The 26,378-nt window shown below is 69.3% G+C and carries 23 protein-coding genes and 2 tRNA genes; 9 read left to right on the plus strand and 16 right to left on the minus strand.

The genetic code is table 11. The features are described 5' to 3' along the window. Positions 1-38: 38 nt before the first annotated feature. Positions 39-827: a hypothetical protein gene (locus tag NO889_RS01615; RefSeq protein ID WP_256410498.1), complete on the plus strand. Its 789-nt coding sequence runs from the start codon at positions 39-41 to the stop codon at positions 825-827. Between the two features lie 24 nt (positions 828-851). On the opposite strand, the gene NO889_RS01620 is transcribed toward NO889_RS01615, so the two are convergent. The 11 genes from NO889_RS01620 to NO889_RS01670 form a co-directional block, all read right to left on the minus strand. After that, positions 852-1,541 (minus strand): ParB N-terminal domain-containing protein, encoded by a 690-nt coding sequence (locus NO889_RS01620; protein ID WP_256410499.1) that lies wholly within the window; start codon positions 1,539-1,541, stop codon positions 852-854. Positions 1,542-2,373: 832 nt separating this feature from the next. Then, positions 2,374-2,444, minus strand: a tRNA-Pro gene (locus NO889_RS01625). Positions 2,445-2,517: 73 nt separating this feature from the next. Next, complete coding sequence (locus NO889_RS01630; protein ID WP_256410500.1) at positions 2,518-4,377, minus strand: SLC13 family permease; 1,860 nt, start codon at positions 4,375-4,377, stop codon at positions 2,518-2,520. Between the two features lie 113 nt (positions 4,378-4,490). After that, a complete protein-coding gene (locus NO889_RS01635; protein ID WP_256410501.1) occupies positions 4,491-6,545 on the minus strand; it encodes a DEAD/DEAH box helicase in 2,055 nt (684 codons plus the stop codon). Between the two features lie 134 nt (positions 6,546-6,679). Beyond that, the gene (locus NO889_RS01640) at positions 6,680-7,210 is read right to left on the minus strand and encodes a 50S ribosomal protein L16 (protein ID WP_256410502.1); all 531 of its coding nucleotides are present in this window, start codon (positions 7,208-7,210) and stop codon (positions 6,680-6,682) included. Between the two features lie 136 nt (positions 7,211-7,346). After that, on the minus strand, positions 7,347-8,105 hold the full coding sequence (nucS, locus tag NO889_RS01645; RefSeq protein ID WP_256410503.1) for an endonuclease NucS: 759 nt from the start codon (positions 8,103-8,105) through the stop codon (positions 7,347-7,349). Between the two features lie 81 nt (positions 8,106-8,186). Further along, positions 8,187-8,612, minus strand: coding sequence for an Ig-like domain-containing protein (locus NO889_RS01650; RefSeq protein ID WP_256410504.1), 426 nt, complete (start codon positions 8,610-8,612; stop codon positions 8,187-8,189). Between the two features lie 103 nt (positions 8,613-8,715). Next, positions 8,716-10,005, minus strand: a complete 1,290-nt coding sequence (locus NO889_RS01655) for an adenosylhomocysteinase (protein ID WP_256410505.1) — start codon at positions 10,003-10,005, stop codon at positions 8,716-8,718. Between the two features lie 147 nt (positions 10,006-10,152). Beyond that, a complete protein-coding gene (locus NO889_RS01660) occupies positions 10,153-11,304 on the minus strand; it encodes a hypothetical protein (protein WP_256410506.1) in 1,152 nt (383 codons plus the stop codon). Positions 11,305-11,525: 221 nt separating this feature from the next. After that, entirely contained in the window at positions 11,526-11,972 is a 447-nt protein-coding gene (locus NO889_RS01665; RefSeq protein WP_256410507.1) for a hypothetical protein, read from the minus strand. A 66-nt stretch (positions 11,973-12,038) separates the two neighbouring features. Next, complete coding sequence (locus NO889_RS01670; protein ID WP_256410508.1) at positions 12,039-13,082, minus strand: C-terminal binding protein; 1,044 nt, start codon at positions 13,080-13,082, stop codon at positions 12,039-12,041. Positions 13,083-13,592: 510 nt separating this feature from the next. On the opposite strand from NO889_RS01670, the gene NO889_RS01675 reads away from it, so the two are divergent. The 6 genes from NO889_RS01675 to NO889_RS01700 all read left to right on the plus strand — a co-directional run bounded on the left by NO889_RS01675 (position 13,593) and on the right by NO889_RS01700 (position 17,882). After that, positions 13,593-13,793 (plus strand): phage terminase large subunit family protein, encoded by a 201-nt coding sequence (locus NO889_RS01675; protein ID WP_256410509.1) that lies wholly within the window; start codon positions 13,593-13,595, stop codon positions 13,791-13,793. Positions 13,794-13,992: 199 nt separating this feature from the next. Beyond that, on the plus strand, positions 13,993-15,648 hold the full coding sequence (gene pyrG / locus NO889_RS01680; RefSeq protein ID WP_256410510.1) for a CTP synthase: 1,656 nt from the start codon (positions 13,993-13,995) through the stop codon (positions 15,646-15,648). After that, on the plus strand, positions 15,649-16,566 hold the full coding sequence (gene guaA, locus NO889_RS01685) for a glutamine-hydrolyzing GMP synthase (RefSeq protein WP_256410511.1): 918 nt from the start codon (positions 15,649-15,651) through the stop codon (positions 16,564-16,566). It begins immediately after the preceding gene. Beyond that, positions 16,566-16,994: a DUF7126 family protein gene (locus tag NO889_RS01690; protein WP_256410512.1), complete on the plus strand. Its 429-nt coding sequence runs from the start codon at positions 16,566-16,568 to the stop codon at positions 16,992-16,994. Before guaA ends, NO889_RS01690 begins: the two co-directional genes overlap by 1 nt. A gap of 84 nt (positions 16,995-17,078) precedes the next feature. After that, positions 17,079-17,750 carry a DUF7119 family protein gene (locus tag NO889_RS01695; protein WP_256410513.1) on the plus strand — a complete coding sequence of 224 codons (672 nt, stop codon included), beginning with the start codon at positions 17,079-17,081 and terminating at the stop codon, positions 17,748-17,750. Positions 17,751-17,808: 58 nt separating this feature from the next. Beyond that, positions 17,809-17,882, plus strand: a tRNA-Lys gene (locus NO889_RS01700). 329 nt (positions 17,883-18,211) lie between these two features. On the opposite strand, the gene NO889_RS01705 is transcribed toward NO889_RS01700, so the two are convergent. The 4 genes from NO889_RS01705 to NO889_RS01720 all read right to left on the minus strand — a co-directional run bounded on the left by NO889_RS01705 (position 18,212) and on the right by NO889_RS01720 (position 22,131). Next, the gene (locus NO889_RS01705) at positions 18,212-18,868 is read right to left on the minus strand and encodes a lactate utilization protein (RefSeq protein WP_256410514.1); all 657 of its coding nucleotides are present in this window, start codon (positions 18,866-18,868) and stop codon (positions 18,212-18,214) included. A gap of 311 nt (positions 18,869-19,179) precedes the next feature. Continuing rightward, entirely contained in the window at positions 19,180-20,832 is a 1,653-nt protein-coding gene (gene thsA, locus NO889_RS01710) for a thermosome subunit alpha (RefSeq protein WP_256410633.1), read from the minus strand. A gap of 279 nt (positions 20,833-21,111) precedes the next feature. After that, the gene (locus tag NO889_RS01715) at positions 21,112-21,654 is read right to left on the minus strand and encodes a KH domain-containing protein (protein ID WP_256410515.1); all 543 of its coding nucleotides are present in this window, start codon (positions 21,652-21,654) and stop codon (positions 21,112-21,114) included. Positions 21,655-21,771: 117 nt separating this feature from the next. Next, the gene (locus NO889_RS01720; RefSeq protein WP_256410516.1) at positions 21,772-22,131 is read right to left on the minus strand and encodes a hypothetical protein; all 360 of its coding nucleotides are present in this window, start codon (positions 22,129-22,131) and stop codon (positions 21,772-21,774) included. A gap of 522 nt (positions 22,132-22,653) precedes the next feature. Here NO889_RS01720 and NO889_RS01725 point away from each other — a divergent pair. Continuing rightward, the gene (locus NO889_RS01725) at positions 22,654-23,172 is read left to right on the plus strand and encodes a GNAT family N-acetyltransferase (RefSeq protein WP_256410517.1); all 519 of its coding nucleotides are present in this window, start codon (positions 22,654-22,656) and stop codon (positions 23,170-23,172) included. Here the strand turns inward: NO889_RS01725 and rio1 are convergent. Then, positions 23,169-24,140, minus strand: coding sequence for a serine/threonine-protein kinase Rio1 (gene rio1 / locus NO889_RS01730; RefSeq protein ID WP_256410518.1), 972 nt, complete (start codon positions 24,138-24,140; stop codon positions 23,169-23,171). The two genes, NO889_RS01725 and rio1, sit on opposite strands and share 4 nt — an antisense overlap. A 138-nt stretch (positions 24,141-24,278) precedes the next feature. Between rio1 and NO889_RS01735 the strand changes: the two genes are divergently transcribed. Next, positions 24,279-26,321 carry a DUF460 domain-containing protein gene (locus NO889_RS01735; protein ID WP_256410519.1) on the plus strand — a complete coding sequence of 681 codons (2,043 nt, stop codon included), beginning with the start codon at positions 24,279-24,281 and terminating at the stop codon, positions 26,319-26,321. The last annotated feature ends 57 nt before the right edge of the window (positions 26,322-26,378 follow it).

Genomic DNA, 26,378 nt, shown 5'->3' on the forward strand with positions numbered 1-26,378 from the left:
GGCGACCGCGGGCCGGCGAGAGACCGATCGGGGGAACGATGAGCGGGCTGGTTCGACTGGCCCGGTCTACCCTCCGTTCGCTACGGCGAAAGGGCCCGATCCCGACGGGGTTCGCCGCCGCCCGGCGGGTCGGCGTGGAACCCCAGGGACGGTACTACTACTATCGGGCACGGCTGCGAGCGGTACGCGGGGAGAGGTGTACCGATCCGTTCGGAACCATCGAGGTCAGCCCCAGGGCGATCGAGTGGCTTCCGACCGCCCGGTTCCACAAGTGGCGGAGCCTCGGCGATGTCCGCGGCGGTCGGTGGGACGACCCACTGATGCGGTTCGAGGCGATGCCGACGTTCCGGACGCTCCGCCAGCGGTTCGAGGCGGGGAGAGAGTGGGAGGAAACCGAACTGTACCGGAGCGCCCTCGCACGGCTCTGGCGCGGCAAGCGGGGCTGGCACGGGAGTTGGACGGAGGATGGACTGAAAGCGCGGTGCGACGCGGTCGACGACCTCTACGACAGGATGTCGTCGGAGGGGTACCGATCACAAGCCGACTTGACCGGCAAGTCGACCGCCGAGCGGCTCCGAAAGGGGGTGTTCAGACGGCACGAGATCGACATCGCGGTCCATATCGGTCGTGACGGCGAGTTTCGCTTCGTCGACGGCCGCCACCGCCTCGCCATCGCGAAGCTGCTCGACCTCGACACCGTCACCGTCCAGCCGGTCGTCCGCCACCGACAGTGGCACGAGACCCGGCGACGCGTGGCCGACCGCGGGATCGAGGCGGTCTCTCCAGAACTTCGGCAACACCCCGATCTCGCCGACGTCCGAGACTAATACGGACGTCTCCCGGCGACGGTATCACTCGTCGGCCGCCGGGACGTCCGGATGGTCCAGTCGCCGCGAGCGTCGAGCCAGCGCCGCACGGCGGTCCATCCACGACTCGTGGCGGACGAGGAAGACGACCGGCACGCGTTCGAGACCGAGGAGCTTCGCGACGGCCAGTCGATGCTTTCCACAGACCACCAGGAGGTCGCCGTCTCGACCGACGTCGACGGTCATCTCGTGACGGAGACAGTGACGGAACCCCACGTTCGGGTCGGTCCCCAGCCGCTGGCGCTGACTCCGGTACCCGTCGCGCTCGATACGCTCGTAGAGGTCGTCGAGATCCGCACAGCGACGGCGCACGTCCGCTTCCGTCCGGCACTCGTGCCAGACGCGTTCCGGACTCGGCTCGGAGACGAGCCGGAGCGCTTCGCCCACCAGTTCCGTTTCCGCCCAGGGGACCCCGTCCTCGAAATGCGCCTCGAACGAGCGGTACAGCACGGAGTCCTCGAACGTCTCGCTCACGAAGAGGGACGCCGGCGGTCCCCCGTAGGTCGGGTCTTCCGGTGGGGCGTTCCGCACGTCCCAGTCGCCCGACTGGACCGCCCCGAAGCGTTTCAGTCGGTCGCGGTACGGCGGGTACTCGCGTCGCGTGTGCCGACGGATCCGGTCCGGCGAGACCCACTCGAGTCGGAACGGGTCGACGGGCGGGTCGTAGTCGGCCACGTCGTTCGCACACCGCCGTCGATAGTAACCGCTCGCGAGCCACCAGTGCAGTCGTGGGTGCAAGCGGGGACGGCTGATCGCGTACTCGAATCCGGTACGAAGCAGTTCTCTCACCCCCTTTTGGCGGTAGACGCTGGTCGCGGTCCGGAGGGCCCCGGACAGTGACCTGGCTTCGGTTGTCATATCAACCGATTCGACGCCATGACGACATTGTTACACAGCATCTACCGAGAGGTTCCGAGAGCGTCTTCGACCCCCGTGCTCGCGCGCACGACCGGAGACGTCCCCGGAGCCGCGGTCGAATCGGACTGTACAGTCACGCTCGCGCTGCCGGAGACCGGCCTCGCGGCGATCGGCGGCGACCTCCGGCTCGTCGACCTCTCGATCCCCTCGACGGTGTACGACCGTCTCGACGTCGAACACGCTCGACCGTTCGGGGGACGAGTTCGCGGTCCCGCTGTCGCAGCAACGCGAACGAGACGGCCGACCTCGCCGACCCGTTCGGGTTACCTCCGGCTCACCGGACCGTTATACCGTCCGATACGGTGTGATCGCACATCGATGACACCAGTGATTGGTGACGTAGACGAACCGACGAGCGGGGGCGAGAGAATGGAGAAAACGGCGAAACGGACGGCCCGATGAGTTCGGTCAACACCCGCGACCCCGAGCGGGTCGCGACGTGGAGCGATCTCGACGATCGAGAGCCCACACACGCCCGAGCGGCCGGCGTCGACCCGCCGGAAGGCTGTCGAGGACGGCACGCCGTACACGCCGGTATTCCGGTGGAGGACGAAAACGCGCCGTGTGTGACGACTTCGACTGAGGTAGATGGGACCACCCGGATTCGAACCGGGGTCACGAGCACCCAAGGCTCGAAGTATACCACTAACCCATGGTCCCGTGCCTCTTCCTACCGGGATGAACCGCTAAAGCGTTTCGTTCGGCGGGGAGGCTTCCGCGGCGATGACCGCGCCTAGACGCCCCAAAAGAACGCGATCCCGAGCGTCGTCACAACGGTCAACAGGAGCTGGAGGGGCGCGCCGAGCCGGAAGTAGTCCGTGAACGCGTAGCCGCCGGGGCCGTACACCATCAGGTTCGTCTGGTAGCCGATCGGCGTGAGCATCGCCGTCGACGCCGCGAACGTCACCGCGAGCACGAACGAGAACGGGTCGGCCCCGATCGCCTCCGCGGTGTCGACCGCGACCGGGACCATCAACACGACGCTCGCGTTGTTGCTGACGACGTTAGTGACGACCGCCGTGAAGAGGTAGAAGAGCCCCAAGACGATCACTGGATCGAGCCCGCCGGAGGAGGCGACGACGACGGCCGCGAGCCACGCGGCCGCGCCCGTCCGCTCCATCGCGACGCCGAGCGGGATGAGCCCCGCGAGGAGGAATATCACGCTCCAGTCCACCGAGGAGTACATCTCGTTCGGCTTCACGCAGCCGGTCGCGACCATCGCGACGATCCCGCCGAGCGCGCTCACGAAGATGGGAACGACCTCCAGCGCGGCGAGCGCGACGACGACGGCGACGATCCCGATCGCGACCGGGATCTTCTCCGTCCGGAAGTCCGGGCGCGTGAGCCGACCGCCGACGACGAAGTTCCGGTCCTTGCCGAGCCGCCGGATCGTCTCCTCCGTCGCCTGGACGAGCAGGGTGTCGCCGGCCCGGAGGCGCCGCTCGTCCATCCGCGCGTGGATGACCCGCCCGCCGCGCCGGATCGCGAGCACGGTCGCGTCGTACCGGTCGCGGAAGTTCAGCGTCTCCAGCGTCTCGCCGACGAGCCGCGCCTCCGGGGAGACGATCACCTCGACGAGACTCTGTTCGGTCTCGAGTTCGGTCGTCTCCGCCTCGGTCGTGAGCTGCGCCTCCGCCACGTCGGCGTCGGGCGCGAGGTCGAGCCCGTCCACGTCGAGCAGCGTCATGAGGCTCTCGCGGTCCGTCCGCAACACCAGCACGTCGCCCTCGCGGAGCTCCTTCGGGCCGAGCGGCCCCGTGAACGTCCGGTCGTCGCGGACGAGCTGGACGATGTCGGCGTCGATATCGAGGGGTTCGAGGCCCTGGTTCACCGTCCGGCCGACGAGCGGCGAGTCGCCGCGGACGACCACCTCGGTCAGGTACTCCGTCATCCCGAACTCGTCCATCAGCTCGTCGTCGGTCCCGATCCGCTCGGGGAGCAGGTACGGTCCGACCGTCACGAGGTAGACGCCGCCGGTGAGCAACACGACGACGCCGAGCTTGGTGAACTCGAACATCGAGAAGGGGTGCCCGAGCAGGCGCGCGGAGACGTCCGAGGCGAGGACGTTCGTCGAGGTCCCGATGAGCGTCAACATCCCGCCGAGCATCGCCATGAACGAGACGGGCATGAGCAGCTTCGAGGGCGACACGCCCGTCTTCTCGGAGATGGCGTTCACCATCGGGATCATGATGGCGACGACCGGCGTGTTGTTGATGAACCCCGCCGTCCCGCCGGCGAGCCCGAGCACCGCGAGCAGCTGTTTGTCGTGGCTGTCGCCGAAGCGGTCGGCGATCCACGCCCCGATCCCGTTGACGAGGCCGGACTGCCGGATCCCCTCGCTGAGGACGAACATCGCGAGGACGGTCACCGTTGCGGAGCTGGAAAACCCGCCGACGCCGGTCGCGGGATCGACCCGCGTCCACGGCTCGAGGGCGACGAGCGCGACCATCACGCCGATCGCGGTGACGTCTATCGGAATCGGGGCCGTAACGAAGAGAAGGAGCGCGACGGCGACGATCGCGAAGACGAGGAGGATCTCGGGGGTCAACGGCGGGAGGCTCGACCCGGCCTGTACTCCCCCGAGCGCGCTCATGGCGGAGTCACGAGACCGACCGGCGAAAAGGTTGAGGTCGGCTCGATCGTCGCGACCAACTCAGTCGTCGCGATCGGTCGGTCGTCGTGCGCGATCCGTTCGTTCCGAACGACTCACTCCTCGTCGTCGTACAGCTCGAGGTCGGCGACGAGGTCGTAGGGGTCGGTCCCCTTCCGGACCGCGTCGAGGATCCGGAACGCCTCGTCGGGCGCGAGGAAGTGTCGACAGATCGCCCGCCCCAGCGGCGTCGGCGAGAAGCCGTCGATGAACTTCCACTCCAACAGCTTCCCGACCGCGTGTTTCGTCGGCACGTCGCCGATCATCCGGTCGTTGAGCCGCTTCGCCTTCTTACCCGCGACGACGACGTTCGCGAGCGTCTCCTCGACGGCGGCCGTCTCGTCGTAGTGGGTCGCCACGTCCTCCATCTCGCCTTTGAGCAGGGTGAACGCCACCTCGTCCTCGGTCCGGTCCATCGAGTTGTGATAGACGGCGTCGGGCTCGACGAGGAGGTACACCCGGCCGCGGTCGTGGTAGTCCGGTCGGCCGGCCCGGCCGAGCATCTGGGAGAACTCCTGGACCGAGAGCCACTCGATCCCCATCGCGAGCGTGTCGAAGATCACTTGCGAGGCGGGGAAGTCGACGCCCGCGGCCAGCGCCGCGGTGGTGACGACCGCCGACAGGTCCTGGTTCCCGAACATGCGCTCGACCGTCTTGCGGCGGCCGTAATCGAGCCCGGCGTGGTACGGCGCGGAGTCGTACCGGAGCTTCCGACTGATCTCGTGGCAGCGTCGCCGGGAGTTCGTGAAGATGATCGTCTGCCCGCGGTACCCCTTCGAGGACTTCGTGTCGAACTCGCGTTTCACCAGTTTATCCGCGATCTCGGCCTTCTCTCGACCGTCGGCGAAGGTGACGTGGCGCTCGATCGGGACGGGTCGCTCCTCGAACTCGATGAGGGTGGCCCGCAGCCGCTCGGCGAGCCACTCGGGGTTGCCGACGGTCGCGGAGAGGTAGACGAACTGCGTGCCGTCGTAGCCCTCGTGGCTCTCCTGACGCTGCTCGCTGTAGTGTTTCAGCCGGGAGATGAGCCCGTCGAGCCGGTGGCCGCGCTCGCCCTCCTTCAGGGTGTGGACCTCGTCAATGACGACGGTCCCCACGTCGCCCAGATCCTTGCCCGTCCGGAGCGCGTGGTCGATCCCCTCGTAGGTGCCGACGATCACGTCGGCGTTCGGGTCGAACCGGTTGCCGTCGTCGGCGATCCGCGAGGACCCCACGCGGATGGAGACGTCGAGCAGGTCGCCGTAGCGGTCCTCGAAGTCCTCGTGTTTCTGGTTGGCGAGCGCGACGAGCGGGACCAGAAACAGCAGCTTCCCGTCGCCGTTCAGCGCCCGGTCGATCCCCGCCAGTTCGCCGACGAGCGTCTTGCCCGTCGCCGTCGCGCTCACGACGAGCTGGTCGTCGCCCTCCAACAGCCCGTTCCGAACGGAGAGGCCCTGAACGGGTAACAGCTCCTCGAACCGGCCCCGAACGTGGGTGGCCAAGTCGGGATGGAGGTCGAGCTCGTCGGTCCGCACCGGCGAGACGTCGTCGACGGTGGCCGACACCTCGTCGTACTTCGTGAGGTCGGGATCGAGCCCGCCGGAGAGCAGGTTGACGATCCGATCGAGGTCCTTCGAGTCGTACAGCAGCTCCTCGAGCCGCTCCTCGGCGGCTCCCGTGAACTCGCCCTTGTACGACAGCTCGCGATCGAGCTCGCGGCGGGCGCAGTCCCGACAGACGTGCTCGCCGTTGTGTTCGATGGCGGTGTCCGCCGTGATCGGACCGTAGCGGCCGTCGTTCGCACAGCGCCGACAGGTCCGAACCGTCATCGCCTCCAGCTGGTAGCCGTCGAGCATCTCGCGGAGGCGCTCGCGGCGCTCGGGCGAGGTCTGCTCGGAGATCCGGATCCGTGAGGCCGCGCGGGCGAGATCGACGAACTCGTCGGGCGATCGGGGGTGGTCCTCACCGTCCCTGATGACGCGAAACTTTCCGGGACGGGGGCCCGCCGACGTCTCCTTGAGCTCCAGGCGGCCGCGAAGCACCCGGCTGCCGCCTCTGTTCGCGACCACGGTGTAGTCGCTCCGCGCCTCGTGGAGGAACAGCGTCTCGACCTCGGCCAACTGCTTTGACACTGCCCGGACGTACGCGAGGCGGGTATTTCAGCGGTTCGTCTCGGGAGCCGCCACTCGGGTCGGAGTCGAGGGAGGGAACGCAGGAGGGAGAAACCGAACGGACGCGGGGAAGCGACGTGTCGATATAGCGGCGTCTACGCGACGAGCAGTTCTTCGCCGCGCTCGACCGTGATCCGGCACGGCGGGGAGAGCTTGTTGTACGCGCGGCGGAACGCCTCCTTCACCGTGGGGGCCTGATCGACGTCGCAGTAGGCGGTGAAGACCACGTCGTCCTTGTTCAGTCGCGCGGCGGTCCCGACGGGCTTGCCGAACGCCTGACGCATCCCGTCGGAGACGCGGTCCGCGCCCGCGCCGGTCGCCTGCTTGTTCTCGCGGATGACCTGGTGGGGGAACTTGCGGAGCGTCATCTTGTAGTTGCCCTCGCCGAGCTCCTTGATGAGGTGGCGGTTCGCCGAGAGGCGCGCGCTCTCGAGCGAGCCGTGGCGGATCTGGAGCTCCTCCTCGACGCGGAGGCTGATCTCGACGGGGTAGTCCTCGGGCTCCGAGGAGAGGTCGCCCATGTTGTACTGGGCGATCTTCGAGCCGGGGATGCCCGTGATGTACTCGCGTCGGGTGTAGGACGGTTTGTCTATCGTCCGGTACATAGAGGCGGGTTTGTCGGACATGGTTACTTGTCCGATGTAGCCCCCGCTGCGTCGATAAAGCCTTCGATACCGTGGCGGAGACGGCGAGGACGGCGGGGACGGTCGCCCGCGGGACGAGCGGTCCCGCGCGTGGCGAAAGCTGCCCTCACGGGAACCCTCATTCCTCGGGCGTCGGTTCGAGCGCGACGTGGTCGAACCCGCGGTCCGCGAGCCGGTCCGCGGCGCGGTCGGTGATCGAGGGCGCGACGAGCACGCCGCGGACCTCGACGTCGTCCGCGTCCCCCGTATCCGCGTGGCCCGGATCGATCCCCAACTCCTCGCGGAGCGCCCGTACGTACCGGGCGAGCTGCCCGACCGCGTCGGGGCCGACCCGTCGGCGTTTCAGCTCCACGACGACCGGGTTGCCGTCGGCGTCGACGCCGAACACGTCCATCGGACCGGCGCTGGACGGGCGTTCCGTCTCTCTCGGCTCGAATCCCGGCTCGATCAGGTCGGGCCGCTCGAGGATGCGGGTCCGGAGGTCCTCCTCGCTGCCGTGGAGGTCGAGGTCCCGGCCGCCGGTGACCGGCAGCGCGGAGAGCTGGTGGACGTCGGAGAAGCGGACGGCGAGGGTTTCGGCGGGGCTCGTCCGGGTCGACACCACGCGGAGCCGCCCCTCCCGGACCGCAGCACGGTGTTCGGAGCCCGGCGGCTGCCAGTTGACCGGCTGGCGGCCCTCGTCGGTGTGGACCAGGGCGGCCCCGTCGGGTTTCAAGAGGAGGAGCCGGTCGCCGGCACCGAGGTCGGAGGCGGCCCGGCCCTCGTAGGAGACCGTACAGCGCCCGAACAAGCTTATCAGGTCGCCGCGCTCGAAGGCGTCCTCCAGCTCCCAGAGCGCCTCGCGGTGGCTCGGGTCGTGGAGGCTGGTGACTGTCACTGGCTGGAGTACGCGCGTGACGTTGAAAAAGAGTGCGAGGCGTATCGGGTCGACCGCGCGGTCGGGGGATCCCTCCGGTCGTCACTCGGGCGCAGAGCAGAACCGCCCGTCTGGAGCGCGGTGACTGGAGAAGGCGATGGTCGACGGCCGAAGCGCGACGCGCGCGACCGTACACTCCCCGTGGCCGTGATCTGCCGTGTACGTGAAGGATTCGACCGTTCCCGAGTCGAGCTCCACCGCGACCGTGTACTGCGCGACGCGACCGTTCCACGTCTCGTTCACGGCGGCACCGGAGCCGGAGCGATCGGACGCTTCCAGCGAATACTCGCCGTCGACGACCGTGGCGTCGCCCCGCGTGATCCGAAGCCGAACCCGGACGGGGTCGTCCCGACGGTTGGTCAACACGACACCGCCGAGGCGGAGTCCTCGATCGCGGACGACCTCGAGGCATCCCGCGGTTCCGAAGAGCGCCCCGCTCGAGGCGACACAGAAGGTCCGCCGGTCCATGTCGCGAGGTACCGCGTGGTTGGAGCATAAAGGATGTGAGGCGAAGGCCCGCGGCCCCGACGTGCGAGCGGATCGGCGTGTTCCGGGCACCACCGCCGACCGCCTACGTCCCGTGCTCCCAGCTCCCCATGTACTCACGTTGCGTTTCCGAGAGCGAGTCGTGGTCGACGCCCTCGGCGGCGAGTTTGATCTCGGCGACCTCGCGGTCGAGGTCGTCGGGAACGTCGTGGACGCCGGGCTCGTAGTCGTCGGCGTTGGCGGCGAGTTCGCGGACGACCACGGCTTGAACGCCGAAGCTCTGGTCCATCACCTCGACCGGGTGGCCGAGGGCGATGGGCGCGGCGAGGTTGACGAGCCGCCCCTCCGCGAGCACGTTGAGCACGCGGCCGTCCTCCATCTCGTACCCCTCGACCCCGTCGCGGGCCTCGAAGCGGTCGACCGCGAGGTCGTCGAGCTCCTCGAGGTTGATCTCCACGTCGAAGTGGCCGGCGTTCGCGAGGAGGACGCCGTCGTTCATGACCTCGAAGTGCTCGCGGGTGATCACGTCGCGGTTGCCGGTGGTCGTGACGAACACGTCCCCGTTCTTCGCGGCCTCCGTCATCGGGAGCACCTCGTACCCCTCCATGTGGGCCTCCAGGGCCTTGCGCGGGTCGACCTCGCAGACGATCACGTTGGCGTTCTGGCCGGCCGCCTTCTTCGCGACGCCCTTCCCGCAGTAGCCGAACCCGCCGACGACGACGTCCTTGCCCGCGAACGAGAGGTTCGTCGTCATCGCGATGGTCGCGAGCGAGGACTCGCCGGTGCCGTGGACGTTGTCGAAGAGGCGCTTCATCGGCGTGTCGTTGACGGCGAAGACGGGGTAGTGGAGCTCGCCGTCGTCGTCCATCGCGCGCAGGCGGTGGACGCCGGTCGTGGTCTCCTCCGCGCCGCCGAGGATCGAATCGATGAGGTCGGGGTACTCCTCGTGGACGAGCTTCACCATGTCCATCCCGTCGTCGACGGTGATGGTGGGTTCGTGGGCGAGACAGGCGTGCATCGCGTCGTAGTACCCCTCGTCGTCGACGCCGCGGACCGCGTAGGAGGTGATCGCCTCGTGGTCGTTCAGCGCCGCGGAGACGTCGTCGTGCGTCGAGAGCGGGTTACAGCCGGTGATCGCGACCTCCGCGCCGCCGTCGGCCAGCAGCTCGACGAGGTTCGCGGTCTTCGCCTCGACGTGCATCGCCATCGCGATCGTCTCGCCCTCGAGGGGCCGCTCCGTCTCGAACTCCCCGCGGAGCGCGTTCAGGATCGGCATGTGCTGGAGCGCCCAATCCATCTTGCGACGCCCCTCCTCGCGGGCCGTCTCGGGGTCCGAAAGGTGCTCCGTGACCGGCGGATACGTCTGCTCGCTCATGGGATTCGATTCGCTCACCGCACACTAAACGATGCCGACACCGGGTCGCGATGGAGAGTATAAAAAAGCGCTCCGCGACCGGTCGCCGAACGCTCGACGACCGTCGCGCCCGGCTCCGTCGTCAGCCGCGATCCGGTCGACCGTCAGTCAGGGCTGGTTGCCGTTCCCGTTGCCGGGAGCGTTACCCGGACCGTTTCCGGGGTTCGCGTCCTCGTCGTCTTCGTCGTCATCCTCCTCGGCGTCGTTCTCGTCGTCAACGTCCTCCTCCTCGGCGTCGTCCGCCTCCGATTCGTCATCGTCCGCGTCGTCATCCTCGGCATCTTCCGACTCGTCGTCGTCCGCGTCGTCATCCTCGGCATCTTCCGACTCGTCGCCGGGACCGGCGTGTGCCGGCGGGCCATGCTCGCCATCCTCGCCTCCTCCGGCGTGTGCCGGCGCGTTGCCGGGAGCGTCGCTCTCGTTTCCGTCGTCACCGTCCGCCTCGTCCGGGTCCTCGGGACCGCCCGCGTGGTCGGGCGCGTTGCCGGGGTTGTTCTCCGTCACGAAGTCGGAGACCGCGCCGCCGATGCCGCCGTCACGGTCCTCGAGGTTCGAGACGAACTCGCGGACCAGTTGGCCGAACCGCCGGTCACCCCCCTCCTCGTCGGCGTCGCCGCCGGCGGTCAGATCGGCCGTCGTCGAGGCCGTCTCGTTCTCGAACGTCGCGGTCACCTCGATCGTCACGTTCTCCTCCGCGGCGGGAAGCTCGACCGTCCCGTTCCCGTCGGTCGTGTAGGTCCCCTCGCCGACGTAGGTCGCGTTCTCCGCGTCGGTTCCGTTCTCCGCGTCGGTTCCGTTCGTCGCGTTCCCCGCCGTCACCGTCGTGACGTTCACGGAGGCGTTCTCGACCGCGGTGCCGTTCTCGGTCACCGTCACCAGCGGCTCCGCGTCGGTCTCGTCGACGTCCACCTCGAGCCCGTCGGGCGCGTCGAGGTGGGCGAGCGTCGAACCGGTCGCGTTCCCGTCGGTCGCGGTCACCTCGATCCCCACGTCCTCCTCGGGAGCGGGGAGGTCGACCGTCCCGTTCTCGTCGGTCGCGTACTCCCCCGTCCCCGCGTACGAGGCGTTCTCGTCGTCCGCGACGCTCACGATCACCGTCGCGTTCTCGACGGCAGTGTCGTTCTCGGTCACCGTGACCGTCGGTTCGCCGTCGGCGTCGTCGACCGTCACGCCCAGCGTCTCCTCGGCGGCCGCGACGCCGGTCACCGCGCCGACCGCGACGACCGCGATCAACAGCAGGCCTATGGTGCGTTGGCTCATGTCCACTCGGGTCGTGAGGCCGACTTCCCTTAAGAAGGGAACTCCGTTAAGCCCGATTAACCCGGATTGTATTCGGGTTAACGCGGTTGTACGTGCCGTTCGCGGATCGGGAGCGGATCACGAGCGGATCGCGGACGGCGTGGAAGACTCATCGCGGTGTCGACCCTCGTCGACGGCTCGCCCGCGCTCGCGGGCCGGCGTCTCGGCTCGGTCCCGGACGATTACGCGTCCGCGGCGGTCGCCGGGCGTCGGGACCGTCCCAGCGCCAGCCCCGCGAAGGCGACGACCGCCAGCTTGACGCCGACGCCGACGCTCGACCCGACCGCCAGGAGCGCCGTGATCGCGCCCTGCTGAGGGCCGAGCCAGAGGAGCGTCCCGGCGGTCACGACGAGGTACGCGACCGCGGCGACGAGGCCGGTCGCGAGCGCGACGGTCCCGCCGTCGGGAGAGTCGTCTCCCGTTCGACCGAGCCGGTACGTCACCCCGAGGAGGAGGCCGTAGACGAGCGCGAACGAGACGAACCGGCCGCCGGCGATGTAGACGGAGAGGACCCTCGTGGCCGGGAGGTCGACGGGCGACTCGAGCAGGATCGGGGCGATCCGACGCGTCACGGCGGTCGTGCCCGCGGCGACGGCCGCGACGGCCGCGGGGAGGAGGGCTCGGCTCACGGCCCGATCCCGATCCGACGAACTGTTGAACGTTCCGGTCGACGGGTCGTCGGAACGATACCGTGGCTACCCGTCGGAGTCGAGATCGGGAACGCCCCCGTAGGCGTCGGCGTCGACGCGGTACGCCGGCTCCGCGCCGCGGAGGTACCGCCGGACCTCCTCGGCCGCCTTGCGGCGCACCTCGCGTTTCGACTCCTCGGAGTACCACGCGATGTGGGGGGTGACGACGACGTCGTCGCGGCCGACCAGCCGGTCGTCCGCCGGCGGCTCCGCCGGAAGGACGTCCAGCCCGGCGCTCCGGACCGTCCCGTCCTCTAAGGCGTCGACCAGCGCGTCCGTGTCGACGACCTCGCCCCGCGCCGTGTTCACGAGGATCGTTCCCGACTCGGCTCCGCCGCGCTCGCGCATCGCGTCGAAGGCGTCCCCGTCGAACATCTCCCGCGTCTCCGGCGTCAGCGGGGTGTGGACGGAGATCACGTCGCTCTCGCGGAGGAGGTCCTCGAAGCGCACGGGGTCGGCACCGAGGTCCCGGACCTCCGCGTCGGGCACGTACGGGTCGGCGACGAGGACGCGGCCGAACTGCGGGTGCGCCTTCCGCACGGTCCGGCTCCCGATCCGCCCGCAGCCGACGACGCCGACGGTCAGTTCCGCGGGTCGCGAGAGCGGCGCGCTGACCTGCCAGTCCCAGCCGCCGGCCGCGGTGTCCGCGCTCGCGGTAGGAATGCCGCGGACGAGCGACGCACAGAGTCCGATCGCGTGCGCGGACACCTCGTCGGTCCCGTAGTCCGGGACGTTCGAGACGGCCACGCCGGCGGCGTCCGCCGCCGCGAGGTCGACGTTGTCGACGCCGACCCCGGCGCGGACGACCGCCCGGAGGTTCGAACACCCCTCGAGGGCCTCGGCGGTCACCGGCGTGCCCGCGTCGACGACGATCGCGTCCGGGTCCGCCTCGATCACCGCCGCCGGTGAGCGCAGCGGCTCCTGGGTCAGGACGACCTCGTCGCCGAAGACCTCGCGTTCGGTCTCGAGGCTCGTGAGTTTCGTGTCGCTGATCACGACTCGGGGTCGGTCGCGCTCGTCGTCGCCGTCGGCGTCGCCGGATCCGGTCATCGATCCGGGGTAGCGCCGACGGGACCATAATACCCCGACTCGACGTCGGCGCGGAGATCCGCGTCCGCCGAACGCGTCGGAACGGGAGACTTCGCGGTCGGCGCGCGCCGTGAGCGGCCCGTCGGGCCGCGAACGACCCGCGCGAGGGAGGTCGAGGCGACCCGCCGGCGGTTTCGGCGGGTCGGCGAGACCGAGGCTGGGGAAGCGTGAGGTGCGGGTGCGTTCCCGCGAGCGCAGCGAGCGGGAGCACGGGAGTCGCAGCCCGCGCAGCGAACGAAGTGAGCGCAGGACCGTCTTCCGGTGGTGCTTGGCGGGTGGAACTCGAAGGGGCAGCCGGGAGGCGGGGACTTCGACCGTGTTCACCGCGCCAGCAACGACGTACAGTCGAGCGGCCAGGTCGTCAAATGGCTCGCTTCGGAACCGACGCTCGCGACGCTCGGACCGGATCCTTCCCGATCGATCCCCGCCAACAGCGTTATTCCCGGCGAACGCCTACCGCTTCCACCGACAGTGTCCACCAACCACACCTCCACGTCCGACGCGGAACCGCGCCCGAAGGCGGTGCTGTTCTGCCCCGACTGCGGCCACGAGAGCGGCCTCCCCGGCGACTGGATCGTCGACGAGGGCCCGAACCGGACGACCCACACGTGTCCGGCCTGTGACGCGACGGTCGAGGACCGTCCCCGACCGGCACCGGCACTCGCGCCCTGACCGACCCGCGACGCGACCGGTCCGACCCGCGACGCGACCGGTCCGACCCGCCCGGCCTCCGTTCGCGAATCCGTCGTGCGAACCGTTCCGGTTCGACGAACGATCGCTTCGACCGCGATCGTCACGGACGACCGTGTTCGTTTTGTCCGATTCGGAACCCCTCCGAAACGGTTTTGCCGGCCCCTGACGGACGGTCGATATGCCAACGGATCCTGACACGGGATACGACCCGTCGCTGGGTCGGAAGTTCGTGTTCGTCACGGGCGGGGTCATGTCCGGGCTGGGCAAGGGAATCACCGCCGCCAGCACCGGCCGACTCCTCTCGAACGCGGGCTTCGACGTGACCGCGGTGAAGGTCGACCCCTACCTCAACGTCGACGCCGGGACGATGAACCCGTACGAACACGGCGAGGTGTACGTCCTCAAGGACGGCGGCGAGGTCGACCTCGATTTAGGCAACTACGAGCGCTTCCTCGGCACCGACATGACGTTCGACCACAACGTCACCACGGGGAAGACCTACCAGCACGTCATCGAGCGCGAGCGCGCCGGCGACTACCTCGGCAAGACCGTCCAGATCATCCCGCACGTCACCGACGACATCAAGCGACGCATCCGCGAGGCCGCCGAGGGGTCGGACGTCTGTCTGATCGAGATCGGCGGCACCGTCGGCGACATCGAGTCGATGCCGTTCTTAGAGGCGCTCCGCCAGTTCGCCCACGAGGAGGACGACGAGGACATCCTCTTCACCCACGTCACCTTGGTCCCTTACTCGAAGAACGGCGAGCAGAAGACGAAGCCGACCCAACACTCCGTGAAGGAGCTGCGCTCGATCGGGCTCCAGCCGGACGTGCTCGTCGGGCGCTGTGCGGACCGGCTGGAGCCGGAGACGAAAGAGAAGATCGCCCTGTTCTGTGACGTTCCCACGGACGCGGTCTTCTCGAATCCCGACGTCGAGGACATCTACCACGTCCCGTTGATGGTCGAAGACGAGGGGTTGGACGAGTACGTGATGGAGCGGCTGGGGCTCGCCGAGGAGGCGCTCCCGAAGGCCGAGCGCTCGACGGAGTGGCGCGACCTCGTCACGCGCGAGCGGGAGGACGAGATCGACGTGGCGCTCGTCGGCAAGTACGCGCTGGAGGACGCCTACATGTCGATCCACGAGGCGCTGAAACACGCCGGGATCCAGACGGAGACGGAGGTGAACGTGCTGTGGGTCGACGCCGACGAGACGCGCGAGGAACACGAAGAGCGGCTCGCGACCGCGGACGCGGTCGTCGTCCCCGGCGGGTTCGGCTCCCGCGGGACCGACGGGAAGGTGGAGGCCATTCGGTACGCCCGCGAGAACGACGTCCCCTTCCTCGGGCTCTGTTTAGGCTTCCAGATGGCGGTCGTCGAGCACGCGCGCAACGTCCTGGGGCTGGCGGACGCTCACTCCGCGGAGATCGACCCGGACACCCCCCATCCCGTCATCGACCTGCTCCCCGAGCAGTACGAGACGGAGGACATGGGCGGGACGATGCGGCTGGGCGCACACGAGACCGACATCGAGCCGGACACGCTGGCGGCGCGGGTGTACGGCGCGGATTCCTGTACCGAGCGACACCGCCACCGCTACGAGGTGAACCCCGAGTACATCGACGAGTTGGAGGCCGACGGCCTCGTCTTCTCCGGGCGCGCGGACAACCGGATGGAGATCCTCGAACGCGGGGACCACCCGTTCTTCTTCGGGACGCAGGCGCACCCCGAGTTCCGGTCGCGGCCGGACCGGGCGAGCCCGCCGTTCGTCGCCCTCGTCGAGGCGGCGCTGGGATCGACGGACACAACCGAGCGGAACGCGGACGTGAGGCTATAGATGGTCGAGACGGACGCGTTCATTGACGAGGCGGTCGCGGAGATCCGCGAGGCGATCGGCGACGCGAACGCCGTGATCGCCCTCTCGGGCGGGGTCGACTCCTCGGTGGCGGCGACGCTGGCGTACGAGGCGATAGGCGACCGGCTCACCCCGGTGTACGTCGACACGGGACTGATGCGGAAGGGGGAGACCGACGAGATCCGCGAGACGTTCTCCTTCATGGAGTCGCTCCGGGTGATCGAGGCGCAAGAGCGGTTCTTCGACCGACTGTCGGGCGTCACCGATCCGGAGGAGAAACGCCACGTCATCGGCGAGGGGTTCATCGACGAGTTCGAGGCGGTCGCCCGCGACGTCGACGCCGACTACCTCGTCCAAGGGACGATCTATCCCGACCGCATCGAGTCGGAGGGGAACATCAAGTCGCACCACAACGTTGGCGGGCTCCCCGAGGTCGTCGACTTCGAGGGGATCGTCGAGCCGGTTCGCGACCTCTACAAGGACGAGGTCCGCGAGGTCGCCCGTGCGCTCGACCTCGAGGAGATCATCTCCGAGCGGATGCCGTTTCCCGGCCCCGGACTCGCCGTCCGGGTCGTCGGCGAGGTCACCCCCGAGAAGGCCGACGTCGCCCGCGAGGCGTGCCACGTCGTCGAGGAGGAGCTCGCGGAGTACGACCCCTGGCAGGCGTTCGGGGCCGTGATCGGGAAGGCGACCGGGGTGAAAGGCGACAACCGCGTCCACGGCTGGGTGGTCGCCGTGCGCTCCGTCGAGAGCCGCGACGGGATGACCGCGCGCGCCCAGGAGGTCGACTGGAGCACGCTCCAGCGGATCCAGAGCCGGATCACCGGCGAGAACGACAACGTCGCGCGCGTCGTCTACGACGTGACCCACAAACCGCCCGCGACGATCGAGTACGAGTGATGGCGGGGAACGCGCTGACTGCGATCGTCGCGGGCCCCGACGAACACGGGATCGGCGAGGAGTTGGAGGCGCTCGACGCGACGGTGTCGCGGGTCGAGGGCGTCGTCTCGGCGGACGCGCTGAAAGCAGCGGGGATCACGGAGGCCGACTACCTCGTGTTGACCGACGCCGACGAGGCGACCGGCATCCCGGTCGCGAAGGAGCTGAACCCGTCGGTGACCGTCGTGACGTACGCGGACCGGTCGCTACCGGAGTTCGTCGCCGGCGTCGCCGACCTCGCGGTCGACCCGGCGCTCGTGACTCCGACGCTTCTCGCCGAGGAGCTGGCGGCCGGCGGACCGGCCGCCGGCGGCGACGAGAACACGTCCGACGACGAGACGGCCGACGCCACGGCCGGTGACGGCGACGCCGACGACGGCGACGAGTAGGGATACGTCGAACCCGTTCTCCGCGTCGGCTGCGATACCTGCCACGGTGCCGACCCCTTATGTGCTGGGGCTCGAAGGAGGCGTATGGACGAGCAGTCACGCGCCGACCGGCGGTCCCCGGTCGGCGAGCCCGTCGTTCGCTCTGACCCGGCGGTCACCGGCGAGCGCGCGGCCGAGGCGGTGGGGTTCGACCCCGACGATCCCGAGAGCGTCGCCGAGGCCGCGGAGACGGTCCGTCGCTTCGCGTCGGGCGACGTCGGCGACGACGACCACGTGTTGATGCTGCGCGGAGCCGCCGCCTGTGCGGCGCTGGTTCGCGGCGTCGGCTCCTACAAGGAGGCCGCAGCCCGCGCCGGTGACGGGGTCACCGTCGCGTTCATCCGCAAGTGGGCGCGGGTTCACGACCTGCCCCAAGCCATCCGGCGTCAGGTCGCCCGCGGGTACATCACGCCGAGCGCGGCCAAACACGTCGCGCGGCTCGCGGGGACCGACCGGTACCGCCTCGCGTGGGCCGCCATCGACGGCGACATGACCGTCCGGGAGGTCCGCTCCGTCGCCTCCGCGGTCAACGACGGCGACGACGTGACCGACGCGGCGAGGGAGGTCGGCGTCCATCTCGGTCGGATCGACCTCGATCTCCCGACCGAGACGTACGTCGAGCTCCGGCGGCGGGCCGCGATGCGGAACGTCGATCCGGGCGCGATCGTCGCGGCCGCGCTGGAGGACCACTTCGCGTCGTCGCCGGCGGAGGAGTAGCCGCCGAGTCCTGCCGTTTCTAAACGTTTATCCGTGGTCTGGTCGTACCCGGTGACGCGGGCCGGTAGCTCAGTTAGGGAGAGCGTCCGGCTTTTAACCGGACGGTCGGGGGTTCGAATCCCTCCCGGCCCGTACACTGAACCGCCGAGCGAGAGCGAGGCGGTGAGGGAACCGGCAGGAGGGATTCGAAGAGACCAGTCGCGCGCAGTGAGCGAAGCGAGCACGTCCGGACGTGGTTCGAATCCCTCCCGGCCCGTACACTGAACCGCCGAGCGAGAGCGAGGCGGTGAGGGAACCGGCAGGAGGGATTCGAAGAGACCAGTCGCGCGCAGTGAGCGAAGCGAGCACGTCCGGACGTGGTTCGAATCCCTCCCGGCCCGCTGTTCCGCCGCGAGCAACGTCGCGAGCGGCGGGGTTAGTTGGTCGAAAACACGAAAAGCGGTAGAGTTCGCAGGCGTCGTTCAGTACCCGAGCTGCTCGCGCACGAGCACGATCGTCGTCCGGTCCTCCTCGGTCTCCCGGCGGTAGATCAGCTGTTTGGCGATCGCGGACTCGACGCCGTACGCCTCCTGGGCGCGCTCGTTCTCCAGCGGATACGCGACCGACTCCAGGCGGTCGAGGGCGTCATCGAGCGTCGGGACGACCTTGTTCGTGCCGGAGACGATGATCACGTTGCCGGCGGCGAACGGATACGCGCCGATCCGACTGCCGGAGAGGTCGGCGGCGACGAGTTCGCCGGTCCGGGCGATGGCGTTGATCCCGCCGAGGAAGTAGTCCGCGGTCTGTGCCTCGCGTCGCGCGGCCTGCCGTTCGGCGTCGTCGTCGATGCGCCAGATCTCGTCCGGGAGGCTCTCCCACTCGTGATCATCCCCTCCGAGGAACTCGTCGAAGCCGATCTCCTCGAGCGTCGTCGAGTGGCCGTTCATCACGGAGACGCCCGCGGGGATCCGCTCTGTGACCGCCTCGAGCGCCGCCTCGGCGTCGTCGACGACCACCACGTCGAACCCGCGCTCCTCCAGGTTCGCGACCGTCGCCTCGACGGTCTCCGCGTCCGGGAGGTCGTCCAACTCCGCGTCGATCTCGGCCTCGTCTACGTAGTCCGCCTTCTGTTGTGCCATTGGAACGTGAGAACCTCGTCTGAACGATCGGAGGCGCGGAACGCACTTAATCGCTCGCGGACGCCGCCGTCCGGTGGTTACGTCGGTGTTACTTCGTGCCCGGTGGGACGAATATGATGAACGGTGACGAGGGTCACGGGGAGTCGAGACGGGACGCTTCGCGGTCGCGTCGCTCCGTGACGGTCGGAGTGGCGTCGAAAAAGATCGCTATCGTCGAGGCCCGAACGGGCCGCGCGACGGTCGGCGAAAACGATACCGCGAGTGGTTAGGTCAGGACGCGGTTGGGAGCGTGTGTGTGTTCTCGCCGAACTTCACATCGCGCCGCCCATTCCGCCCATGCCGCCCATTCCGCCGCCCATTCCGCCGGGCGCGCCGCCGGGGCCGCCCTCGTCGCCGTCGTCGTCGCTGCCGCCGCCCTTGAGGTCGCCGGCCGCGATGACGTCGTCGATGCGGAGGATCATGACGGCCGCCTCGGTGGCGGACTCGATGGCCTGGGTCTTGACGCGGAGCGGCTCCACGACGCCCTCGGCCTCCATGTCGATCACGTCGCCCGTGTAGGCGTCGAGACCGGCACCGAACTCGCCGCCGTCGTGCCGGGAGCGGAGGTCGACGAGCGAGTCGATGGGATCGAGCCCCGCGTTCTCGGCGAGGGTGCGCGGGATGACCTCCAGCGCGTCGGCGAACGCCTCGACTGCGAGCTGCTCGCGGCCGCCGACGGAGTCGGCGAAGTCGCGGAGCTGTAAGGCGAGTTCGGCCTCGGGCGCGCCGCCGCCGGGCAGGACCTGCCCGTCGACGAGCGTCGTGCGGACGACGCCGAGCGAGTCCTCGATGGCACGCTCGATCTCGTCGACGACGTGCTCGGTGCCGCCGCGCAGGATGAGCGTGACGGACTTGGCCTCCTCGACGTCCTCGACGAAGATGCGCTCGTCGCCGCCGACGTCCTTCTGGGCGACGGAGCCGGCGAAGCCGAGGTCGTCGCTCTCGATGTCCTCGAGGTTGGAGACGACGCGGCCGCCCGTCGCGCGGGCGAGCCGCTTGAGGTCGTCGGACTTCGCGCGGCGGACCGCGAGGATGCCCTCCTGGGCGAGGTAGTGCTGGGCCATGTCGTCGATGCCGTCGCCGACGAAGACGACGTCGGCGTCGATGTCGACGAGGTGGTCGACCATCTCACGCAGCTGGGCCTCCTCCTGGTCGAGGAACTGCTGGAGCTGGTCGGGGTCGGTGACGTTGACCTCGGCGTCGATCTCCGTCTCCTTCACCTCGATGGCGCCGTCGAACAGCGCGACGTTCGCGTCCTCGACCGCGTAGGGCATGTTCTCGTCGACGCGCTCCTTGTCGACGATGACGCCCTCGACGAGCTCGGACTGGTCGACGGAGCTGCCGACGACCTTCTCGACGGAGACGTTCTCCGTGTCGATGCCGTCCTCGTCTTTGACCGCCAGCACGGCGTCGACGACGAGCTCGGCGAGCAGGTCCTTGGAGTTCTCCGCGCCCTTGCCGGTCATCGCCGTCTGGGCGATCTCGACGAGGGTCTCGCGGTCGTCCTCGGTGACCTCGATGGCCTGCTCTTCGACGATCTCCTTGGCCTTCTCGGCGGCCTGGCGGTACCCCTGCGCGAGCGTGGTCGCGTGGATGTCCTGGTCGAGGAGCTCCTCTGCCTGATCGAGGAGTTCGCCCGCGACGACGACGGCGGACGTGGTTCCGTCACCGACCTCGTCCTCCTGCGTCTCGGACACCTCGACGATCATGTTCGCCGCGGGGTGGTCGATATCCATCTCCTTGAGGATGGTGACGCCGTCGTTCGTGACGACGACGGACCCGCCGGAGTCGACGAGCATCTTGTCCATCCCCTTCGGGCCGAGCGTGGTGCGGACGGACTCCGCGACCGCCTTCCCGGCCGTGATGTTCATGTTCTGGGCGTCCTTTCCGGAGGTGCGCTGCGACTCCTCGGAAAGTACGATCATCGGCTGGTTACCCATCCGCTGTCGCTGGGACATAATCAACCTCCGATTGTTTGTGATTCTATATAAATCCTTCGTTCGGTTCGTGCGGAACCGCAACACGGGGGTGCCGAGAGCGGTCGCATGTGTCTCGTTATCACGGCCCTTTATATAGAACGGCGGATCGAGGAGTTCCGGGAACAGCGACGCGAGATCGGCGGGTGGAGGAGTGACACCGCGCCGGCAACGATGTACGGCCGAGCGACCGAAACTCCCGCGGACCGCGTACCGGCCGCGGACCGCCTACCGCGGTGCGCTGAAGCTCACGTCGTCGTTCAGCTCGTTGGACTTGCGCTCGAGGTAGGAGTACACCGCGCCGTGGGGCGCGCCGTCGAGCAGCATCCCGACCGCTCGCCGGACGACCCGAAGCTCCTCCGGACCGCCGACGGCCCCGACCGTGGTGCCGTAGATCACGACGTTCGCGCCGGTCAGCTCCTCTATCAGCTCGCGGGTCCGGCCGTTCTCGCCGATGATCCGCCCCTTCTTACGCTGGAGGTCGTTGTCGTTTCGGGTGTGTTCGGTCAGGTCGATCAGCTCCAGCGTCCGGAGGTCGTGATCGAGGATCGACAGCGCGGTCTCGGGTTTGAACCCGCGCCCGATCGCCTTGATCACGTCCGGCGCGACCAGCGCGGCGACGGGGTCGCCCGTCTCCTCGATCGCGACGCTGCCGGACTCCGAGTCGACGTCGAGCCTGACGCCCGCTCGCTCTTCGATCTCCCGCATGGTCTCGCCCCCGGAACCGATGACGACGCCGATCCGGTCCTGCGGAACCGTCACGTGTTGCATACCGGGTGATATCCGGCGAAGCCTTTTAAACGTGTTCCGCCGTCCCCGGTGTGTGTCCGAATACCGGGCGCGTGCGGCCGGCTACCGTGGATTCTGCGTCACTCATCACGGATCCGCTCACGTCGACCACGATACCCCCCGTTCGGCCACGCGGTACCCCTGCGCCGCGAGGACCGTCCCGAAGTACCGCTCTGCGACCAGCGCCTGCGGGACCGACCGCAGGTCGAACCGCCGGTCGGTCGTCAACGCGACGTCGACGACCGTCCCCGCGTCGCCCTCGCGCACCGACACGTGGTAGGTTCCCCACGGCCGCCCGCCGGCCGTGGCGCTCACTTCGAGGGTTTCGACCGCGTCGTCGCCGGACGTGACCGCCCTGTCGTCGCCGGACGTGACCACCCCGGTGTCGTCCGTGACCGCCCCGGTGTCGTCCGTGACCGCCCCGTCGTCGACTCCCGGCGACCGCACCTCGACGACCATCGAGATCGACCGCAGTCCGAACAGGTAGGAGAGCTCGTAGGTCGCGCGGGTCGTCGGGCCGCCATCGGCCCCACTCGCGTCGTCCCGACCTCGCCACCCGCGCCGTTCCGATCCCCGCCGCCCGAGTCGATCTCGTCCGCGATCGCCCACTGGAAGGCGAGTATCGGCGGTGTGGCGCTCCGGAACGCGGCGACGACCGCGGAGGGATCCGCGTCGGCGATCAGTCGCGTGCGCCCGCTCCGGGACACGATCGGGACGCGAACGAGGGCGACGACGCCGACCGCGACGAGCGCGGCCGGGAGGGAATCGAGCGACAGGAACGCGGCGGCGGCGACGACGAGGAGGGCGACGAGCCAGCTGACCGCGCGTTCGGTTCGGTGGTATCGCCGGACGACCGACGCGACTTCGGGCGGGGACTCCGCGGTACCGCTCGTGGAGGACATGAGGGATACTCAAGATGGCGGTAACGTAACACCCCGAGTACGCCGACAGAATTTTTTCAGCTACCAACGACGCCCGCACATGGATATCCGCCCTCCTGAAACGGACACGGACATCGTGGAGCTGATCCGAGCCCACGGACGGGCGTGGCGGGAAGCGTACGACGACGTCCTCCCGGACCCGGTGCTCGACGAGGTGACGGTCGAGCCGACTCCTGAGGAAGTCGAGGAGTGGGCGGAGGGACTCGACGGCGACTGCGCCGCTACCTTCGTCGCGGTCATCGATGGAACGGTCCGGGGGTTCGTCGACGTACGCTGGGGCGACGACAACACGAAGCCGTTCGTCGGGATCGGCGAGGCCGGCCTGAAAGCCATCTACGTCCACCCCGATCGGTGGGGAGAGGGGATCGGAACGGCGCTGCTCGAGCGCGGTCTCGACGCGCTCCCGACGGATATCGACGCGATTCGGCTCGACGCGTTCGCCGACAACGAGTCCGGCGCTCGCTTCTATGAGTCGCGCGGCTTCGAACGAGCCGGCGTGAGAGCGGTCGAGATCGCCGATGAAACCTACCCGCTCGATGTGTGGGTCCGCAGTCTCTAGGTGTCTCGCTCTCGATCGGAGGCGTTGGCGGGACCCGGTTCCGGATCCACGCTCCGATCCGGCTCCCCGCTCGGGTCGGGCTCCGGCTCGGTCACGTACGCGCGCAGGTCGTCGGGGTCGACGTCGATCCCCTGTCGGGTGAAGAAGGTCGCCACGTTCTCGCAGTCGCGGTCGAGGAACTCCCCGGCGTTCGGGTGGTGAACGGTGACGGCCTGCCCCATGTCGATGACCACCAGCTCGCCGTCGTGGATGATCATGTTGTACTCCGAGAGGTCGCCGTGGATCAGTCCGGCGCGGTAGAGCCGACGCATGTACTCGCGAACGACCTCGTAGGCCGTCTCGGGGTTCTCGACGTCGACCTCGCTCAACCGGCGGGCGCGCTCCTCGGCGTGACCGACCAGCTCCATCACCAGCACGTTCCGCTGGACCGCGATCGGTTCGGGGACGCGCACGCCGGCCTTCCGGGCGCGTTTCAGGTTCGCGAACTCCTTGCGGGTCCACGCCAGCACCACCGCCTTCTTGTCGTTCGCGATGCCCTCGAAGCGCGGGTCGCCCTCGAGGTAGTCGCGCATCTGTCGGAAGTTCGAGGAGTTGATCCGGTACACCTTCACCGCGACCTCGCGGGCGTGCTCGTCGGCGGCCGCGGCCGATCCCGGTTCGGGCCGCTCGCCCGCCTCCCCGCCGAGCGCCTCGAAGACGCTCGCCTCCTTCCCCGTCGAGACCGGGCCGCCGAAGGCGTCGACGTAGCCGTCCTGGACCAGCTTGTACACCGCCGCCAGCGTCGCGTCGTCGAAGACCGACTCCTGGAGTTTGAACTGCTCGGTGTCTTTCACCCGCTCGCGGAACTCGCTGAACTCCCGGTCCTGCCGGCGGGCGATCCGGTCCGCCTCGGTGTCCGAGACGTCCAGCTCCTCCCACTCGTCGCCGGGCTGGTCCTCGGGCTCGAGCAGCACGAACTCCTCGCTCATTCGTCCGGTCTTCGCCGGGACGACGTATAAGCGGGCGGGTCGGAGCCGCGGATCGGAGGCGAGAGTCGACCCGTCGGAGCCGCGCGGGCGGTCACCCCCGGCGTGGGGTATATACGCCCGACCGGCCTACGTGAGTCCGTGACATCCCGGACCATCCGCGCCCGCGACCGGCCGGTGTTCGGCGTCGACGTGCAGAGCGGCGACGTTCGCGGCGACGACCCCTCCTACGCGCTCGTGATCCTCGACCCGGTCGACGACGACGACCCCGACGCCCCGGACGCCGAGGGGCCGCTCGCGCGGGTCACCCGCGACGTGGTCTCCCTCCGGAAGCTCCGCCGGCTGATCGACGACCGCGAGCCGCTGTACGTCGCCACCGACAACGCCTACGAGCTGGCCCCCGACAAGAACGCGCTCGTTGGCTTTCTGCGGTCCTTGCCGGACGGCACCCGGCTCGTTCAGGTGACGGGCGCGGAGCGCCCGGAACCCCTCTCGCGGGTCGCCTCCAGACACGGGATCCCGTACGGGAAGAAGCCGATGGAGGAGGCGGAGGCGGCCGCCCGCCTCGCCGCCGCCAACGTCGGCCACGAGGTGACCGCGTTCACCGACGAGACCACGGTGAAGGTCTCCCGCGGGCGCTCGACCGGGAAGGGCGGCTGGAGCCAGGACCGCTACACCCGCCGGATCCACGGCAACGTCCGGAAGCGGACCAGACAGGTCCAGTCGAAACTGGAGGAGGCGAACCTCGAGTTCGACCGCGAGGTGACGGAGAAGTACGGCGGCTACGCGAACGCCGTCTTCACCGTCGAGGCCCGACCCGAGGACATCCCCGTGTCGAACTCGCGCGCGGGCGACGTCCGCGTCGAGGTCGAACGCGAGCGCCGCGACGGGATCGAGTACGAGCCGCTCGTGAAGCGGCGCGACCGCGTCATCGTCGGGATCGACCCCGGCACCACCACCGCGGCCGCGGTGGTCGGCCTCGACGGCACCGTCCACGCGCTCTACTCCTCGCGGACCGCCGACACCGCCGAGGTGACCGAGTGGGTGATCGAGCAGGGGCGGCCGATCCTCGTCGCCGCCGACGTGGAGCCGATGCCCGAGACCGTCGAGAAGTTCCGTCGCTCCTTCGACGCCGCCGGCTGGCGCCCCACGACGGATCTCCCGGTCGACGAGAAGCTCCACCGCACGCGGGAGGCGAGCTACGGGAACGACCACGAGCGCGACGCGCTGGCGGCGGCGCTGTACGCCTACGACGCCCACGAAGACCAGTTCGAGCGGATCACGGAGAAGACGCCGCCGCGGCTCGACCGCGAGGAGGTGATCGCCGGCGTCGTCGCCGGCGGCGCGTCCGTCGAGGCCGTCATCGAGGACCTCCGGGAGGACCCCGACGGCGGCGAGGAGGCCGGGGGGAAACACCCAAAAGACCCCACGGAGCCGGAACGCACCGAGGAGGAGGAGACGATCCGGCGGCTCCGCGACCGGGTCGACCGGCTGGAGTCGCACGCCGAGTCGCTGGAGGCGGACCTCGCCGAGCGCGACGATCGGATCGAGGAGCTGGAGGCCGACCTCGAGGAGGCGAAACGCGAGGAGCGGATCGAGGCGCGCAGCCGGCGGATCGTCTCGCGGCTCGAACGCGAGACCGATCGCTTGGAGCGCGAGCGCGACGAGGCACGCGAGACGGTCGCGGAGCTGGAGGGGAAAGTGGAGACGCTGAAGGAGCTGTGGCGGCTCGACCACTCGAACTTCGACGACGTCGCCGAGGGACGGGGGCTCGTCAGCGTGAAGCCAGTCGAGCAGTTCACGCTCGACGCGCTCGACGCGGCCGACGAGGCGTACGGGCTCGTCGCCGGCGACGTGGTCTACCTCCGGGACGCCTCCGGGGCCGGCCGACGGACCGCGGAGCGGCTCGCGGGGACCGACCCGCGGGCGGTGATCCGCGACGGCAACCTCTCGGAGGTCGCGGATCGAGTGCTCTTCGACGGCGGGATCCCGGTCGTTCCCGCCGATGACGTCCCCGTCCGCGAGGTCGACGAGCTCGCGGTCGCCGAGGAGGCGGCGCTGGAGGCCGCGATCGACGACTGGGAGTCGCGCGCGGAGCGTCGCCGGCGCGACGAGCGGGCCGAGCGGCTCGACCGGATCATCTCCGAACACCGGGCGGGGACGAGACTCGAGACGGAGGAGTGACCGCCGACCCGGACCGGCGCGTTTCCAGAAGTCATATGCCGAGCGGTCGCGCTATCG

The organism is Halorubrum rubrum (assembly GCF_024494685.1).
GTDB classification, from domain to species: domain Archaea; phylum Halobacteriota; class Halobacteria; order Halobacteriales; family Haloferacaceae; genus Halorubrum; species Halorubrum rubrum.